Here is a 15,134-nt window from a genome sequence, read left to right on the forward strand (position 1 = left end):
TTGTTAATCATCCCTGTTTTATTCATCGTATTCCAATATTTACAAGAAAAAGTTACTGGAAAACCAGTAGCTGTAACTCATAACCACGAAAATAAAAATGGAAAATTATATCACAACAATTCTGGTGACAATCATCATCAGCCTCACGTACATAGCGTATAAAGTGTCAAAAGATCTTGAAACAAAAAAAGATACCTGTCCAGAAATTTAATTACGAAAAAGTAAAATGAAAAAGTATATAACCAAAACCGTGATGATCGTCATTTTGATCACCACAATAATATCCTGTAATGTTTCTAAGGATATTGAAACTCCAAAAAATGCATTTCCTGAGAATTTCAGGAATGCATCGGTTTCAAAAGATACTGCCAGCATTGGTGATGTTGAGTGGAAAAATTTCTTTACAGAAAAAGATATTATTCAGCTGATTGACAGCGCCGTGGTCAGAAATAATGATTTACAAATTGCTACTAAAAACATTGAAATTGCACAATACAGATTCACGCAATCGAAATGGGGAAATGTACCGCAAGCCAATTTATTTGTGACTGCCAATACCAATAATCCTTCTGATAACAGTTTTACAGGAAGAACACTGGATCAGGCTTTGGGTGCAAAACATATTGATGATTTCTCGACTGGAGTTTCACTTTCATGGGAAGCGGATATCTGGGGAAAAATCAAAAACCAAAAGAAAGGAGCTTTTGCTAATTATCTTCAATCAGAAGAAGTAAAAAAAGCACTGCAGACTACAATTGTGGCCAATGTTTCAAATGGTTATTACAATCTTTTGATGCTGGACGCACAATTAGAAATCGCTAAAAAAAATGTACAATTAATTGACAGCACTACCACTATCATCAAATTGAAATTTGATGCCGGACAGGTTACTTCATTAGCTATTCAGCAATCGGAAGCGCAGAAATTAAATGCGGCACAACTAGTTCCTTTATTGGAACAAAACATTGCGATTCAGGAAAATGCTTTGAGCGTTTTAACAGGTTCATTTCCTAATTCCAAGAAAAGAAGCATTGTTCTAAGTGCTTTGGAAGTGAAAAATAATGCCTCAATCGGAATTCCATCTTCAATAATAAGCCGAAGACCTGATGTAAAAAGTGCTGAATTGGCTTTGAAATCTGCGAATGCAAATGTTGGAATCACTAAAGCCGATTTGTATCCTGCACTAAAAATTACAGCTCAAGGCGGATTAAATTCGTTCGAAAGCAGTAACTGGTTTAACATTCCGGCTTCCTTATTTGGAACTGTTGCCGGAGGTCTAACACAGCCTTTATTAAATAACAAAAAACTAAAAACGCAATATAATATCGCCGTTGCCGAAAGAGAAAAAGCAGTTTTAAATTTCAGACAATCTGTATTAGTCGCAGTAAGCGAAGTATCTGATGCTCTAGTAAAAGTCGAAAAATTAAATCAACAACAGTATTTTCTTCAAGAACGCGTAAAAACATTGCATCAGGCTATCAAGAATTCGAAAATGCTATTCCAAAACGGAATGGCAGAATATCTGGAGGTGCTGTCTGCTCAAGCTAATTTACTACAAAGTGAACTGGAACTTGCCAACATAAAAAGAGAACAATTATCTGCTAATACCGAGCTATATCGTGCATTGGGCGGGGGCTGGAGATAAAATCAAAATTGATACAAACAAATTATATAACATCTAAATTATAAAAAGTATGAGTACAGCTAATTTATTTACGCCTTTTAATCTGAAGACGCTAAATCTTAAAAATAGAATCGTAATGGCGCCAATGACGCGCTCCTTTTCTCCAAACGGAATTCCTACTGATGAAGTCGCTTCTTACTATCAAAAAAGAGCTGAAGGTGAAGTTGGTTTAATATTATCCGAAGGGACTGTTATCGACAGACCTTCGTCATCAAATGATGGAAATGTTCCTCACTTTTATGGTGATGAAGCACTAAAAGGTTGGAAAAAAGTGATTGACAAAGTTCATGCAGGCGGAGGGCAAATGGGACCGCAAATCTGGCACATGGGAATTATGGATAATCACCATTCGGGTTGGATTCCTCCTGTTCCTTTTGAAGGTCCATCTGGATTAAACAGACCCGGAAATACTAATGGTAATACGATGTCTGAAGCAGCTATTGAAGACACCATTATTGCTTTCGGAAAAGCAGCTGCTGATGCTAAAAGATCAGGTTTTGATACTATCGAAATTCACGGTGCGCACGGTTATTTGATTGACCAATTTTTCAATCCTGAAACTAATTTACGTACCGATATTTACGGTGGAAAAACAATAAAGGAACGCAATCGATTTGCAATTGAAGTGGTGAAAGAAATCAGAAAACAAGTAGGAAATGATTTTGCGGTCATCATGCGTTTCTCTCAATTCAAACCTTCTGATTACAATTATAAACTGGCGAAAACACCTCAGGAATTAGACGCCTGGCTTACGCCTCTTGTTGATGCCGGAGTTGATATTCTGCATTGTTCACAACGCCGTTTCTGGGAACCCGAATTTGAAAAATCTGATTTGAATTTTGCGGGATGGGCCAAAAAAGTAACTGGATCTCCAACAATTACCGTTGGTTCTGTTGGACTTTCTGGTGATTTCTTTGGTGCTTTTGCAGGCGAAAGTTCTGAGCCAACTTCATTAGAAGAATTAAACAGACGTTTCGACAGAGGCGATTTTGATTTGGTTGCCGTTGGAAGACCTTTGCTGTCTGACCCAAACTGGACTGCAAAAATAAAATCCGGAAAAACAAATGAGCTTGTAGGATTCAGTAAAGAAGCTTTGAGCGAATTGATAGTATAAACGGAGTATAACAATAGAATCGGCTAAAATTTTTATGAAAAAGTAAATTTCTCGTCTAGCCCCGATGGAAGCGATATCCTTTTCCTGGCTTCTTTAGCCAGGAAAAGATTTAGCGGACAGCGGGACTGATTATGTTTATGAAAATTGATTTTCTGCTCCTAAAAAATCGTAAAACACTTTTGTTAATCACCACAATATTAAATAATTAACTAAAAAATAAGTATCTTTATGTGCCTTGAAAAAACGTATTGAAAAAATAATTTAAAACCTAATCGAATGGAAACCACAAATGTAAAAGCTTACGGTACTGTAGCAGCTGATGCCCCCTTAAAACAAATGGATATCCAACGCAGAAACGCAACTGCGAAAGATATTGAAATCGATATTTTGTATTGTGGCGTTTGCCACTCCGATTTGCACACCGCCAGAAACGACTGGGGATTTACAACATATCCGACTGTTGTTGGCCACGAAATTGTTGGTAAAGTGACCAAAGTAGGAAGCGAAGTGACCAAACTAAAAGTGGGTGATTTTGCTGCGGTAGGCTGTTTGGTTGGTTCTTGCCACTCCTGTGATAACTGCAAACACGACTTGGAACAATATTGCTCGAACGGATGGATTGGTACTTACGGCAGTCCAGACAAGTATTTGGGTGGAATGACTTATGGAGGATATTCAGAAAAAATTGTGGTGGAGGAACACTTCGTTCTGAAAGTGCCTGCGAATCTTGATCTTGCTGCCACAGCTCCTTTGTTGTGCGCAGGAATTACAACTTGGTCACCGCTTCGTCACTGGAAAGTGGGGAAAGGAAGCAAAGTTGCCATTGTAGGATTGGGCGGATTAGGTCACATGGCTATCAAACTTGCTAAAGGTTTGGGTGCCGAGGTTACCCTTTTTTCAAGAACTCCGGGTAAAGAAAAAGACGCTTTCGAATTGGGTGCAGACTTTGTTATTATTTCAACTGAGGCTGACCAAATGGGAGGCGTAAACGGTAAATTCGATTTAATTATTGACACTGTTCCTTATGTTCACGACGTAAATCCTTATGTTGGGACTTTGAACACCAATGGAACGTTGGTTATTGTGGGCTATTTAGGCGGTTTGGAGCCTTTTCTAAATACAGTTCCGATGATTATGGGAAGAAAATCGGTAGCGGGTTCTTTAATTGGCGGAATCGCCGAAACCCAGGAAATGCTTGACTTTTGTGGAAAACACAATATTGTATCCGAAATTGAATTAATCAAAATGCAGGACATCAACGAAGCGTATGAAAGAATGCTGAAAAGCGATGTTCGTTACCGTTTTGTGATTGATATGGCTTCGCTTAAAGGGTAATCTAAGTTACTGAGATTTTAAGTTTCTTAGTGGCTAAGATTGAAAAGCAATATTCATTTTCTGAGACTATAAAGCTTTTTTATTAATTCAAAAGCTTAGAAACTTAGAAACTATAAAAACAAAAAACATGAATGTAACAGATAAGAGTGAACAAAATCCAATTTTTCCTCAAGGCGACAAAGCAAATCCAGATTATTTTACGGGAAATGCCTGGGTTAAATTATTAGTGAATGAAAATGAATTCAACAGTGTGATTGGTAACGTGACTTTTGAAGCGGGAGCGCGAAACAATTGGCACACACATCCCGGAGGTCAAATCCTTATTGTAACTGACGGAATTGGATATTATCAGGAAAAAGGCAAGCCAATTCAATTGATTCAAAGAGGCGATGTGATTAAAATACCTGCGGACATTAAACATTGGCACGGTGCTTCACGGGATAATGCGTTAACTCACATTGCCATTACTTCTGCTACTCCAAATGGTGCTGTTGATTGGCTGGAGAGAGTAACGGATGAGGAATTCAATAGTTATAATCCGTAAAAAAGAATTAATTATTTGAATGTTTTACTACCCAAAAAACGTTATTACTCAAGATTTAAGTAATAACGTTTTTTGTATTTAAAGAACTCAAATTACTTATTCAATTACTTCATAGGTGTTTACCGGCACCGATTTATTTTTCAATACATATTCCCCGTTTAGTTCACACTTAAAAGATTCTTTGGCAATATTATAAACCGCTTCTGAAATAAGAATTTGGCCTGGTTTGGCAACACTTTGCAGTCTTTGTGCTGTATTTACAGCATCACCGATAACTGTATAATCAAATCGCTTTAAAGATGCTGAACCAATATTTCCGGAAACCATTTCACCAGAGTTAATTCCCATCGAAATTTGTGGTTTGTATTTTTTATCCCCAACAGTTATTTCTTCACTGTTTTTAATTTGATTTTTTAAAGCGAGTCCTGCATCAATAGCTCTGTCCAGATGGTAATTGCCCCTAAAAACAGCCATAACTGCATCACCCATAAACTTATCTACATGACCTTCCTGAGCTATAATTTCTTTTACAATTGTATCAAATAACCCGTTAAGCAAATTCACGACTGTATTTGCTGGGAATTGCTCTGTAATTGTAGTAAAACCGCATACGTCTATAAAAAGCACTGTAGCTTCCAACATTTCATTTTTAAGAAGACTACTCTCAAACTCCTTATTGGTCATAAAATTAATTACGTTTTCATCAACATACATTTTGAGAATATTATTCTCCTTTATTGCTTTTATGGTTTCCTGCAATTGTCTGACATGCAGTATGGTTTTCTCCATAGTTAAATCCAGATCGTCAAAATCAACGGGTTTACAGACAAAATCAAAAGCACCTCTATTCATAGCTGTCCTTATATTTTGCATGTCTCCATAAGCAGACACCATAACCGCTTTCAACATCGGATTGGCCTCGGGCAACTTACTTAATAAAGTTAGTCCATCCATTATTGGCATATTAATATCACTCAATATGATATCCAAGTCCGGATGTTCCGAAACTTTCTGCAAAGCCTCTTCCCCATTCTGAGCAAAAATGAATTCGTAAACATTTTCCCGAATCTTTTTTCTGAACTTTTGCTTTACCAGAATCTCTAAATCTGCTTCGTCATCAACTACAAGTATCTTAGCCATTGTTCATGATTTTTTTAAGTTTTTCTTTTAACACATTAAAATCCAGTGGTTTTGTTAAAAAATCATCTGCCCCTTTTTCCATAGCCTGTTTATAATTTTCTTCATCCCCGTAAGCAGTAATCATCATCACAACCGGTGAGAAATTTTTATAATCATGTCGAATTTTTGATAATAAATCGATACCACTCATTCCTGGCATATTAATATCAGATAAAATTAGCACCACTTCCAAGCTATTTCCATTAAGATATTCTAATGCTTCTTCACCCGAAAGGGCAAAGTCAAACTCGAAATCATGATGACGCAATTCTTTTCGAAAATGTTGCAAAAAAAGCGGCTGCATATCGGCCTCATCGTCTACTACTAGTATCTTCATTTAAACTTATTTTAAATTATTATTATTTAAAAAAAACATTCATAACCACTAATTTCCAATTACTTACATCTTGTTAAATTTACGAATTTTATTATTTGAATAGTATACTTTTATTCTATTGGAAGCAAAATTGTAAAAACGGTATAGTCATTCTCTCGGCTGTCAATGGCAATAGTACCACCATGAGCTTTTACCACTATATCATAACTTAAAGATAATCCCAAACCTGTACCCTCTCCACTTGGTTTGGTGGTAAAGAAAGGTTGCATAATTTTGTCTTTTATGGTTTCTGGGATTCCTATACCATTGTCTTTTACTGTTATTTCAATTCCTTTGTCTTTTAATATAGTCTTTACACTAACCATTGGTTTGTATGCTTCCCCCGATTTTTTCTGCTTTTGATGTGTCGCATAGAAAGCATTTGTAAATAAATTCAACAATACACGGCCAATTTCTTGTGCCAACACATTTATTTTAGGCAAGTTTTCATCAAAATCAGTAACTAGGTCAGCATTAAAACTTTTGTCTTTGGCTCGAAGTCCATGATATGCAAGTCGCAGGTACTCATCACCCAATTTGTTAATGTTTGTTGGTTCTTTAATGTTATTCCCTATCCGGATGTGTTGCAACATTCCTTTTACAATGCTATCAGCGCGTTTGCCATGATAGTTTATTTTTTCTAAGTTTTTTTTGATGTCGTTTGCAATACTTTTTGCTTCTTCAAAATCTCCTTTACCTATTTCCTCATTCATTTCGTCCAAAAGTTCATTACTCACTTCGCTAAAATTATTGACAAAGTTTAGTGGATTTTGAATTTCATGGGCAATTCCTGCTGTGAGCTCTCCTAGCGAAGCCATTTTTTCAGATTGTATTAACTGGTTTTGCGTAGTTTTCAGATCTTCTATTGATTTGGTCAACTGATTGGTTCTAATGGCAACTTTTTCTTCCAAAATGGTATTTTCCCGTTTCAGATTTCTGGCTCGATAAGTAACATAAGAAGGTATTGAAACAATAAACACAAGAAAATAGAGTGTATAAGCCCACCAAGTTTTCCACCATGGTGCCAAAATGGTAAAATTGAAATGCGCACCTGTTTCATTCCAAACTCCGTCACTATTGGCTGCTTTTACTTTAAACGTATAACTGCCTGGAGAAAGATTAGTATAAGTAACAGATCGTTGTGTTCCTGCCGGAATCCAGTCTGTATCATATCCTTCTAGTTGATACGCATACTGATTTAAAGAAGGATTTGAAAAATGTAGGGCAACATATTGAAAACTAATTTTATTTTCATTGTACTTCAATGATAATTCTTGTTTACCATTTGTAAATAAAACTGTATCCTTCTTATTGGCTGTATTCTCTGTAAAATAGTATTTTACAGACTCTATTACAACCTCTGGAGGCACTTTATTTTCAACAATATTATCAGGATCAAAAGGGATTACCCCATTTTTAATAGGTACATAAAAAAGCCCATCTAAACCTTTATAAATTCCGGAAGTCTCTACTACAGGTAAACCATTTATTGTTGTGTAATTGGTTATTTGGTTGTTTTCTGGATTCAATTTAGATAATCCATGCGAGGTTGCCAGCCAAATATTCCCTTTTTTGTCTTCAGTAATTCCTTTGACATCATTAGAAGATAAACCCTCTTTTTCTGTAAAATGCTTGATGAAGCCTGAATTTTTATTAACTAAAAACAAACCCGTAAGGTAAGTACCCAACCACATCCGTTTATGACTGTCCTCAAAGATGCTATATATGCAATAAAGCCCCTCTTTATTATCTAGGTAAGAAGTGAATTTCCCTTTTTTTGTATCAAACTTGTTAAGTGACCCCAAATTAGTACCAATCCATACAATACCATCTTTATCACACAGCAGACTATGAACTCTACTATCATCCAAAACATTGTTTGCTTTGGTGTTACCATCATTGTTAATGAAAGGATAACGGGTAAACTTTTCGGTTTTTTTATTAAAGCTATTCAAACCACCATCAATTGTTCCAATCCATAAATTACCATCATTATCTTCTTTTATCACCGAAAGCTCATTAGAAATAATGCTAAAATTATCTTTTGGATCATTCCTGTAATTTTTTATCTTTTTAGTAATTGGATTGTAGCAAAAAAGTCCATCTCCTTGTGACGCCAACCATATCAAGCCCTGCTTGTCAATAATTGCATTTCTTATTGATACTTTTTTACCCGCTCCCAGATTTATGCTTTTGAAAATATTGGTTGTAGGGTTCCATATAAAAATGTTTTTATTTGCTGAGACAAAAAAAGTGCTGTCACTATGAATCCCTTTAATTCGGTTAGTGATTGTGCTTGCTATTTTGTCTTCTTTATTGACTGGGGCATTAATTTTAATGGGATTAAAGAATGAACGTTTTGGGTCTAACCAAGATATCCCTTCATAAGGCATTGAAACCCAAAGAACACCAGCCTTGTCAAAAAAAATCTTATTGATTCCGGCAGAGAAATCTGGCAAACTTCCTGCTTCTTCGGTGTGCGTATAGAATGTTGCAACAGCTGTCCTAGTATTTAAAAAGAATAATCCCTTAAACATTCCTCCTATCCACAAATTACCTTCTTCGTCTGAAGCAACACTAGTCACTACAAGTTGTTCCGTTTCGGGTAAACCTGGCACTTTTAAATGATAATTTATAAATTTATCATTTTTCCTGTTGTACATAGATATACCGTAGTCATTATAAAAAAATATTCTTTTCTTGGCGTCAATATAAAACTCCGTGCAAGTTCCCGCTATGGAATTAGGATCCGATACTATATGATCATACGTTTTATACTCTTTTGTCTTAATATTGAATTGTATGAGCTTTACTTTATTTACATCTTGTTCACTGTCCAATAAAGTAGTAATCCAAAGCAAATCTTTATTAACCGGATCATGTGCCATATTGTTAAACAAAATTTTATTCATGCTCGCAGGCAACATAAAATAGGGCTTAAACGATTTGGACGCCCTATTATATATACTTAATGTATTATTCATAACCAGCCAAGTATTCCCTGAGGCATCGATAATTACATCCCCAGTTCTTTTTCCCGAAGGTATCAAATGCCTCCCCTTGCTTTTGGCGGTGAATAAATCAACAGTCCCATTTAGCATATCTAATGATTCCACCGACCAAATCCTTTCGTCAAGATTATAAATTAAGCTCCACCCAATTTCATTTTTTTTATCATAAACTTCTTTTCGTGAGTCAGTACTATATCCTATATTAATTATTTTATTACCTCCCCTAGACCTTCTAAAAAGATCTTTTTTTCTATCGTATATGTAAAAACCTTTATCTCTGGGACAAGTCCAAAGAACACCATTTTTATCTTCAAATAAGCTCATTATGGATGGAGCTTTTATTGGTTTACCATCATCATCTGGTATTGGATACAGTTTGGTTGAATATCCGTCATACCGAACCAATCCGTTTTGGGTACCGAACCAGAGATACCCTAGCTTATCCTGAAAAGAAGATACTACCACTCCTTCTGGCAAGCCATTTTCTATCGAGATGGTATTAAAAAAAGGACGCACAACCTGAGCGTTCATACCGGAAAAAAACAAAACAAAAACAATTAGAATATTTTTTTTCATAGCACTTTGTTTATTAAATATTTAAAGGCAATAAAACAATAAAGGTAGCACCCTCACCTTCTTCCGATTCTATTTTAATAGTTCCACTATGTGCTTTTACAACAATATCATAACTCAATGACAAACCTAAACCGGTTCCCTCCCCTGTGGGTTTGGTTGTAAAAAACGGTTGCATTATTTTGTCTTTAATGGCTTCCGGGATTCCTACGCCGTTGTCTTTTACCGTTATTTCGATTCCATTATCATTTAACACGGTTTTCAGGCTTACCATTGGTTTGTATGTTTCCCCTAATTTTTTCTTCTTTTGATGTGTTGCGTAGAAAGCATTTGTGAATAAATTCAGTAATGCACGGCCTATTTCTTGTGTCAGCACATTTATTTTTGGCAAATTTTCATCAAAATCAGTAACTAGGTCGGCATTAAAACTTTTGTCTTTTGCCCGAAGCCCATAATAGGCAAGTCTTAGGTATTCATCGGCAAGTTTGTTTATATTGGTAGGTTCTTTTTGTCCGGAACTGATACGGGAATGTTGAAGCATCCCTTTTACAATACCGTCGGCGCGTTTGCCATGATAATTTATTTTTTCTAAATTTTTGCTGATATCGTCTAAAATTTCACCAACCAATTCTTCATTCTTTTCCCCATTACTCTTGGATCTTTCCTCTTGGATTTCTTTAATGAGTTCATTACTTACTTCTGAGAAATTATTAACAAAGTTTAACGGGTTCTGAATTTCATGAGCAATCCCAGCGGTAAGCTCTCCAAGAGATGCCATTTTTTCGGATTGTATTAATTGGTTCTGTGTGTTTTTTAATTCATTGAGTGCTTTTTCGGCTATTTTTCGTTGTTTGTTAATCTCTTTTTTTTGCTGCAGCAAAAGGGCATTGGCTTTCTGTTTATGTTGATTGTTCCGATAGAGCAACAACATCACCACTAAAGCAGATATCAAAGCTCCCGTTATACTAAAAATCCATAAACGCTGATTCTTGTTTTCGGCTTCTTTTTCTAATCTTCGTTTTTCAAGTTTTTCTATTTCGTGCTTGCTTTTTTCAAGAACTGATTGAATCTCAACATTAGCAAGGTAGTTTGAGGTGTCTAAGTTATCAAAAGCATCTTTTAATTGCTGATAGATTTTAAGGTATTTTAAAGCTTTTTCTTTCTGTCCCCTTTGTTCATAAAATCGAGACAGCGATAAACTTGATTGTAGTTCTATACCTTTAGTATTATACGTTTTGGATGTACTATAGGCAAGAAGACCATTTTCAATAGCTTTTGGCAGATCATTTACTTTTTCATAGCAGTTCATTAAATGACTATATATAAAAGGCGCTTCAATCTTAGTGCTTTTTAAAAACAGACCGAGTGATTTATTAAAAAAGGAAATAGCAGTTCTATAATTGCTCCGGCTCATTTCTATCTGACCTTTTGCATCATAATTTTTAGCCAATAACCAAGGGGCGATCTCTTTTCTAGGGTCTTGTAAAGCAAGTGCCATATATTTTCTGGCTTCATCATACCTTTTTAGTCCTATTAACGTAAATACCATACTACCATAAACGTCATAAATATGAACAGTATCATTCATTTTTTTTAGTAACTTTACGGTTTTGAGGAAATACTCCAAATTTTTAGAGCCTTTGCCCATACCTCCATAATTATTTGCTATTGATCGATATATATGCACTAGTATATCTTTATCACCAGTACTTAAATCCTCCTCCAAGACAGAAACGCTTTTTAAATAATATTCAATAGCCAAACTAGGTCGACCACTGTTAGAGTAATATTCCCCCAAAGGAAGAGATAAAAGAGCAATTAATTTTTTATCCTTAATTGTCAAAATTATTTTTACCAATTCAATTTCTATTTTTTGGGCTTCTTCTTGTTTTCCTTCATTTATTAAACCAGTCATCATATAACTTGATACTTGAAAAACAGGAAAAGTTTGTTTCAATTCTTTAAAAAGTGGAAGTGCTTTCGCTGATGCCGCCACTGACTCTTTTGCTCTTCCCATAATAGAATACCCCCCAGCTAGTAAAGCACCAATATTTGCCTGCATTTCCTTATCCTTTTCTTTTTCAAAATAAGGCAGTGCGATTGTAAGCTGAACCAGACTTTTTTGTAGTTGCTCAACGTTAGGCAATGTGAATTTTTTCGAATGTAAAATCCGGATATTTTCCTTCTTTTCCTCTTCTGTAGAAAGCCAATCTGCCTTTGTACTATAATAAAACGAAAAATAACTAAATCCATGCAAATCGGCCATTGTAAGGTAATACTGGACTTCCCCATTTTTGTAGTGAAGCTTTTTGGAGAGTTCCCTCGCCTGTTTGGTAGCAATAAGTCCCTTTTTAAATTCCAATCCCTGAAAAGATAATCTAGCAAATTCATTTAACCAGATCACTTTTTGCTCGTCATTTACTCTATGTTTCACCAAAAGCCGTTGCACACTATCTGCTTCGAAGTTATATCTATTGATACTTTCCTGCGCATGCAATGATCCAATCGAAATGACGATTACAAGAACTATTAGAGGATATATTTTCACTTTATGGCTTATTATCGGTTAAACAAATAATAAATTCTGATCCTTCCTTTTCTTTCGTTTTCACTTTCAAATCTCCATGATGCGCTTTTACGATGTCATAGCTCAATGACAACCCCAATCCCGTCCCTTGCCCAGTGGGTTTGGTGGTAAAAAATGGTTGAAAAATTTTGTCAAGTACTTTTTGCGAAATACCATTGCCATTATCCTTTACGCTCACCTCAACGTTATTTTCGACTTTTTGGGTTTTGATTGAAACGGTTGGTTCGTAATCTTCCACGCCAGACGACTTCTTTTTTTCTGTAACTGCATAAAACGCATTAGTAATTAAATTTAAAATCACTCTTCCCATGTCTTGCGGAATGACATTGATAGTACCAATAGTTTCATCAAAATCCGTTTTAATTGTCGCATTAAATGATTTGTCTTTGGCGCGAAGTCCATGATAGGCTAATCGCAAATATTCATCGGCTAGTTTATTGATATCGGTGGGTTCCATTTGTCCAGAACTGGCACGGGAATGCTGTAGCATGTCTTTTACGATACTGTCAGCACGTTTGCCGTGGTAGTTTATTTTTTCTAGATTTTGTTTGATGTCTGCTGCAATATTTTTTACTTCTTCAAAATCTCCTTTTTCAATTTCTTCATTCATTTCATCCAAAAGTTCATTGCTCACTTCACTGAAATTATTCACAAAGTTTAACGGATTCTGAATTTCATGGGCAATTCCTGCCGTGAGTTCACCAAGTGAAGCCATTTTTTCGGATTGAATTAATTGTGCCTGTGTAGTTTTGAGTTCATCAAGTGCTTTTTCTAACTCCTCTTTTTGACCGAGGATTTCAGCTGTACGTTCTGCAACTTGTATTTCTAATTTTGCTTTTAAAGTTTCAGACTGTTGGAACTCTTTTTCTCTCTCTATGGCTTTTAATTGTTCCCTTTCCATTTCTTTGCGTTGTTTTCGTGTAATAAAAAACATAGCAAAAAACCAAATGATTGAAAAAACAATTGCCGTATCAAAATAATTATTCCATTCTTTATGAAAAGAAGAATTGATGAGTTCTGTAAAATCTTCTAAAAAGTTTACTGCTACAAAGGGCAATATCGAATAAATAAAAGTTTTAACGGATTTAAACTCTTTTTGAGTAAGGCAAAAGTAGATTAGGGTAAATAATATTGCATGCGCTATCCAAGCAATTATATCTCTGCTTGAATGTAGAAAAAGTCCAGCGATTAAAAGCCCAATCGAGAACCAAAACCCAATACTCAAATATTTATCAATTTGAGGTAATAGAATTTTGCTTTGCAAAGTTCTTCGCAAATGACTAAAAATAATGATCAATAAAATATAGTCAAAGTTCATATTTAAAAAATTAAATAGTATTAAATTATATGGGCAGTGTTATAATAAAAGAGGCACCACTGCCTTCTTCGGTCTCAACGTTGATAGTTCCTCCATGCCCTTTGACCACAATGTCATAACTCAATGACAATCCCAAACCGGTTCCTTCTCCGGCAGGTTTGGTGGTAAAAAAAGGTTGCATTATTTTGTCTCTGATAGCATTTGGAATTCCTGTACCGTTATCTTTCACCGTAATTTCAATAAAATTTTCTTTTTGAGCCGTTGTCACACATAAAAACGGTTTATATTCCTGATTCGCAGTTTTTTGCTTTTTTTGTATGGAATAAAAAGCATTGGTAAATAAATTAAGTAAAACCCGACCAATATCTTGTGGAATTACATCAACCTTTGGAAGTTTTGGATCAAAATGAGTTTCCAGTTCAGCATTGAAACTTTTGTCTTTGGCTCGCAAACCATGATAGGCTAGTCTCAAATATTCATCGGCAAGAACATTAATATCCGTTAGTTCTTTTTGTCCAGAACTAATGCGGGAATGCTGTAACATCCCCTTTACAATCCCATCGGCACGTTTGCCATGAAAGATTATTTTTTCTAAATTTTGCTTGATATCGGTTGCTATAGTTTTAGCTTCCTCCGTTTCACCTTTATCCATTTCGTCGTGCATTTCGTCAATCAATTCTAGACTGACTTCCGAAAAATTATTGACAAAGTTCAACGGATTCTGAATTTCATGGGCAATCCCGGCGGTAAGCTCCCCAAGTGAAGCCATTTTTTCGGATTGAATGAGTTGAAGTTGAGTGGTTTTAAGTGTATTAAAGGCTTTCTCAATTTCACGCGCATGAACAAGTTCTTTTTCTTTAGCCAGAGCATGCTCTTTTTCAAGAAGTCTTTTTCGTTGAAAGCGGTCTACCAAAAAAACACCCAAGATAAAGAAGATTGCATATAGCGTATATGACCACCAGGTACGCCACCAAGGAGGAGTAATACTAAACGCAACCGAAGCCCCTATTTTATTCCAAACACCATTGCTATTGGCTCCTTTGACCCTAAAAGTATAATCCCCTGGAGGCAAATCATAATAATACGCAGTGCGAACATTTCCTACTTCACGCCAATCGCTATCATAATTCTCCAGTTTATAGGTAAATTTATTTCTGGTTGGATTGGCATAATGTATTCCTGTGTAATTGATGGAAATACTGTTTTGATTGTGCTTTAAAATAAAATCTTTGGGTATTGTCTTTTTAATTTTTTGAATAGAATCAATGGCATAATATATTGAAATATCCCCAATTTTAAAATCGGTAATATAGACTTTCGGCGGAATTGAATTCTTTGATATATTATTTGGATTAAATACTGTGATACCGTTACTACCTCCAAAAAAAATAAGGCCACCAGATGTTTTAAGGC

Annotated in this window: 10 protein-coding genes; 4 read left to right on the forward strand and 6 right to left on the reverse strand. The window is 35.4% G+C overall.

The genetic code is table 11. From position 1 onward, the window contains the following. Positions 1-226: 226 nt before the first annotated feature. The 4 genes from VFS71_RS15645 to VFS71_RS15660 all read left to right on the forward strand — a co-directional run bounded on the left by VFS71_RS15645 (position 227) and on the right by VFS71_RS15660 (position 4,677). On the forward strand, positions 227-1,645 hold the full coding sequence (locus tag VFS71_RS15645; RefSeq protein ID WP_326402426.1) for a TolC family protein: 1,419 nt from the start codon (positions 227-229) through the stop codon (positions 1,643-1,645). Between the two features lie 49 nt (positions 1,646-1,694). Then, positions 1,695-2,798 carry an NADH:flavin oxidoreductase gene (locus VFS71_RS15650; protein ID WP_326402427.1) on the forward strand — a complete coding sequence of 368 codons (1,104 nt, stop codon included), beginning with the start codon at positions 1,695-1,697 and terminating at the stop codon, positions 2,796-2,798. A gap of 276 nt (positions 2,799-3,074) precedes the next feature. Further along, positions 3,075-4,133, forward strand: a complete 1,059-nt coding sequence (locus VFS71_RS15655) for an NAD(P)-dependent alcohol dehydrogenase (RefSeq protein ID WP_326402428.1) — start codon at positions 3,075-3,077, stop codon at positions 4,131-4,133. 127 nt (positions 4,134-4,260) lie between these two features. Continuing rightward, a complete protein-coding gene (locus VFS71_RS15660; RefSeq protein WP_326402429.1) occupies positions 4,261-4,677 on the forward strand; it encodes a (R)-mandelonitrile lyase in 417 nt (138 codons plus the stop codon). Positions 4,678-4,773: 96 nt separating this feature from the next. Here the strand turns inward: VFS71_RS15660 and VFS71_RS15665 are convergent, their stop codons facing one another. The 6 genes from VFS71_RS15665 to VFS71_RS15690 all read right to left on the reverse strand — a co-directional run. After that, positions 4,774-5,817 carry an adenylate/guanylate cyclase domain-containing protein gene (locus tag VFS71_RS15665; RefSeq protein ID WP_326402430.1) on the reverse strand — a complete coding sequence of 348 codons (1,044 nt, stop codon included), beginning with the start codon at positions 5,815-5,817 and terminating at the stop codon, positions 4,774-4,776. Further along, positions 5,810-6,193 (reverse strand): response regulator, encoded by a 384-nt coding sequence (locus VFS71_RS15670; RefSeq protein WP_326402431.1) that lies wholly within the window; start codon positions 6,191-6,193, stop codon positions 5,810-5,812. Before VFS71_RS15670 ends, VFS71_RS15665 begins: the two co-directional genes overlap by 8 nt. A 110-nt stretch (positions 6,194-6,303) precedes the next feature. Continuing rightward, on the reverse strand, positions 6,304-9,819 hold the full coding sequence (locus VFS71_RS15675; RefSeq protein WP_326402432.1) for a sensor histidine kinase: 3,516 nt from the start codon (positions 9,817-9,819) through the stop codon (positions 6,304-6,306). 13 nt (positions 9,820-9,832) lie between these two features. Further along, entirely contained in the window at positions 9,833-12,364 is a 2,532-nt protein-coding gene (locus VFS71_RS15680) for an ATP-binding protein (RefSeq protein WP_326402434.1), read from the reverse strand. Between the two features lies 1 nt (position 12,365). Continuing rightward, positions 12,366-13,721 carry a sensor histidine kinase gene (locus tag VFS71_RS15685; RefSeq protein ID WP_326402435.1) on the reverse strand — a complete coding sequence of 452 codons (1,356 nt, stop codon included), beginning with the start codon at positions 13,719-13,721 and terminating at the stop codon, positions 12,366-12,368. A gap of 25 nt (positions 13,722-13,746) precedes the next feature. Beyond that, the coding region (locus VFS71_RS15690; RefSeq protein ID WP_326402436.1) for an ATP-binding protein at positions 13,747-15,134 on the reverse strand (1,388 nt) is incomplete at its 5' end.

It is taken from the genome of Flavobacterium sp. (assembly GCF_035760125.1).
In the GTDB taxonomy this organism is placed as follows: domain Bacteria; phylum Bacteroidota; class Bacteroidia; order Flavobacteriales; family Flavobacteriaceae; genus Flavobacterium.

What these genes read in the sequence shown, in the direction of transcription:
- VFS71_RS15645 (WP_326402426.1), top strand. Translation starts at nt 227, where the DNA reads ATGAAAAAGTATATAACCAAAACCGTGATGATCGTCATTTTGATCACC.
- VFS71_RS15650 (WP_326402427.1), top strand. Translation starts at nt 1,695, where the DNA reads ATGAGTACAGCTAATTTATTTACGCCTTTTAATCTGAAGACGCTAAAT.
- VFS71_RS15655 (WP_326402428.1), top strand. Translation starts at nt 3,075, where the DNA reads ATGGAAACCACAAATGTAAAAGCTTACGGTACTGTAGCAGCTGATGCC.
- VFS71_RS15660 (WP_326402429.1), top strand. Translation starts at nt 4,261, where the DNA reads ATGAATGTAACAGATAAGAGTGAACAAAATCCAATTTTTCCTCAAGGC.
- VFS71_RS15665 (WP_326402430.1), bottom strand. Translation starts at nt 5,817, where the DNA reads ATGGCTAAGATACTTGTAGTTGATGACGAAGCAGATTTAGAGATTCTG.
- VFS71_RS15670 (WP_326402431.1), bottom strand. Translation starts at nt 6,193, where the DNA reads ATGAAGATACTAGTAGTAGACGATGAGGCCGATATGCAGCCGCTTTTT.
- VFS71_RS15675 (WP_326402432.1), bottom strand. Translation starts at nt 9,819, where the DNA reads ATGAAAAAAAATATTCTAATTGTTTTTGTTTTGTTTTTTTCCGGTATG.
- VFS71_RS15685 (WP_326402435.1), bottom strand. Translation starts at nt 13,721, where the DNA reads ATGAACTTTGACTATATTTTATTGATCATTATTTTTAGTCATTTGCGA.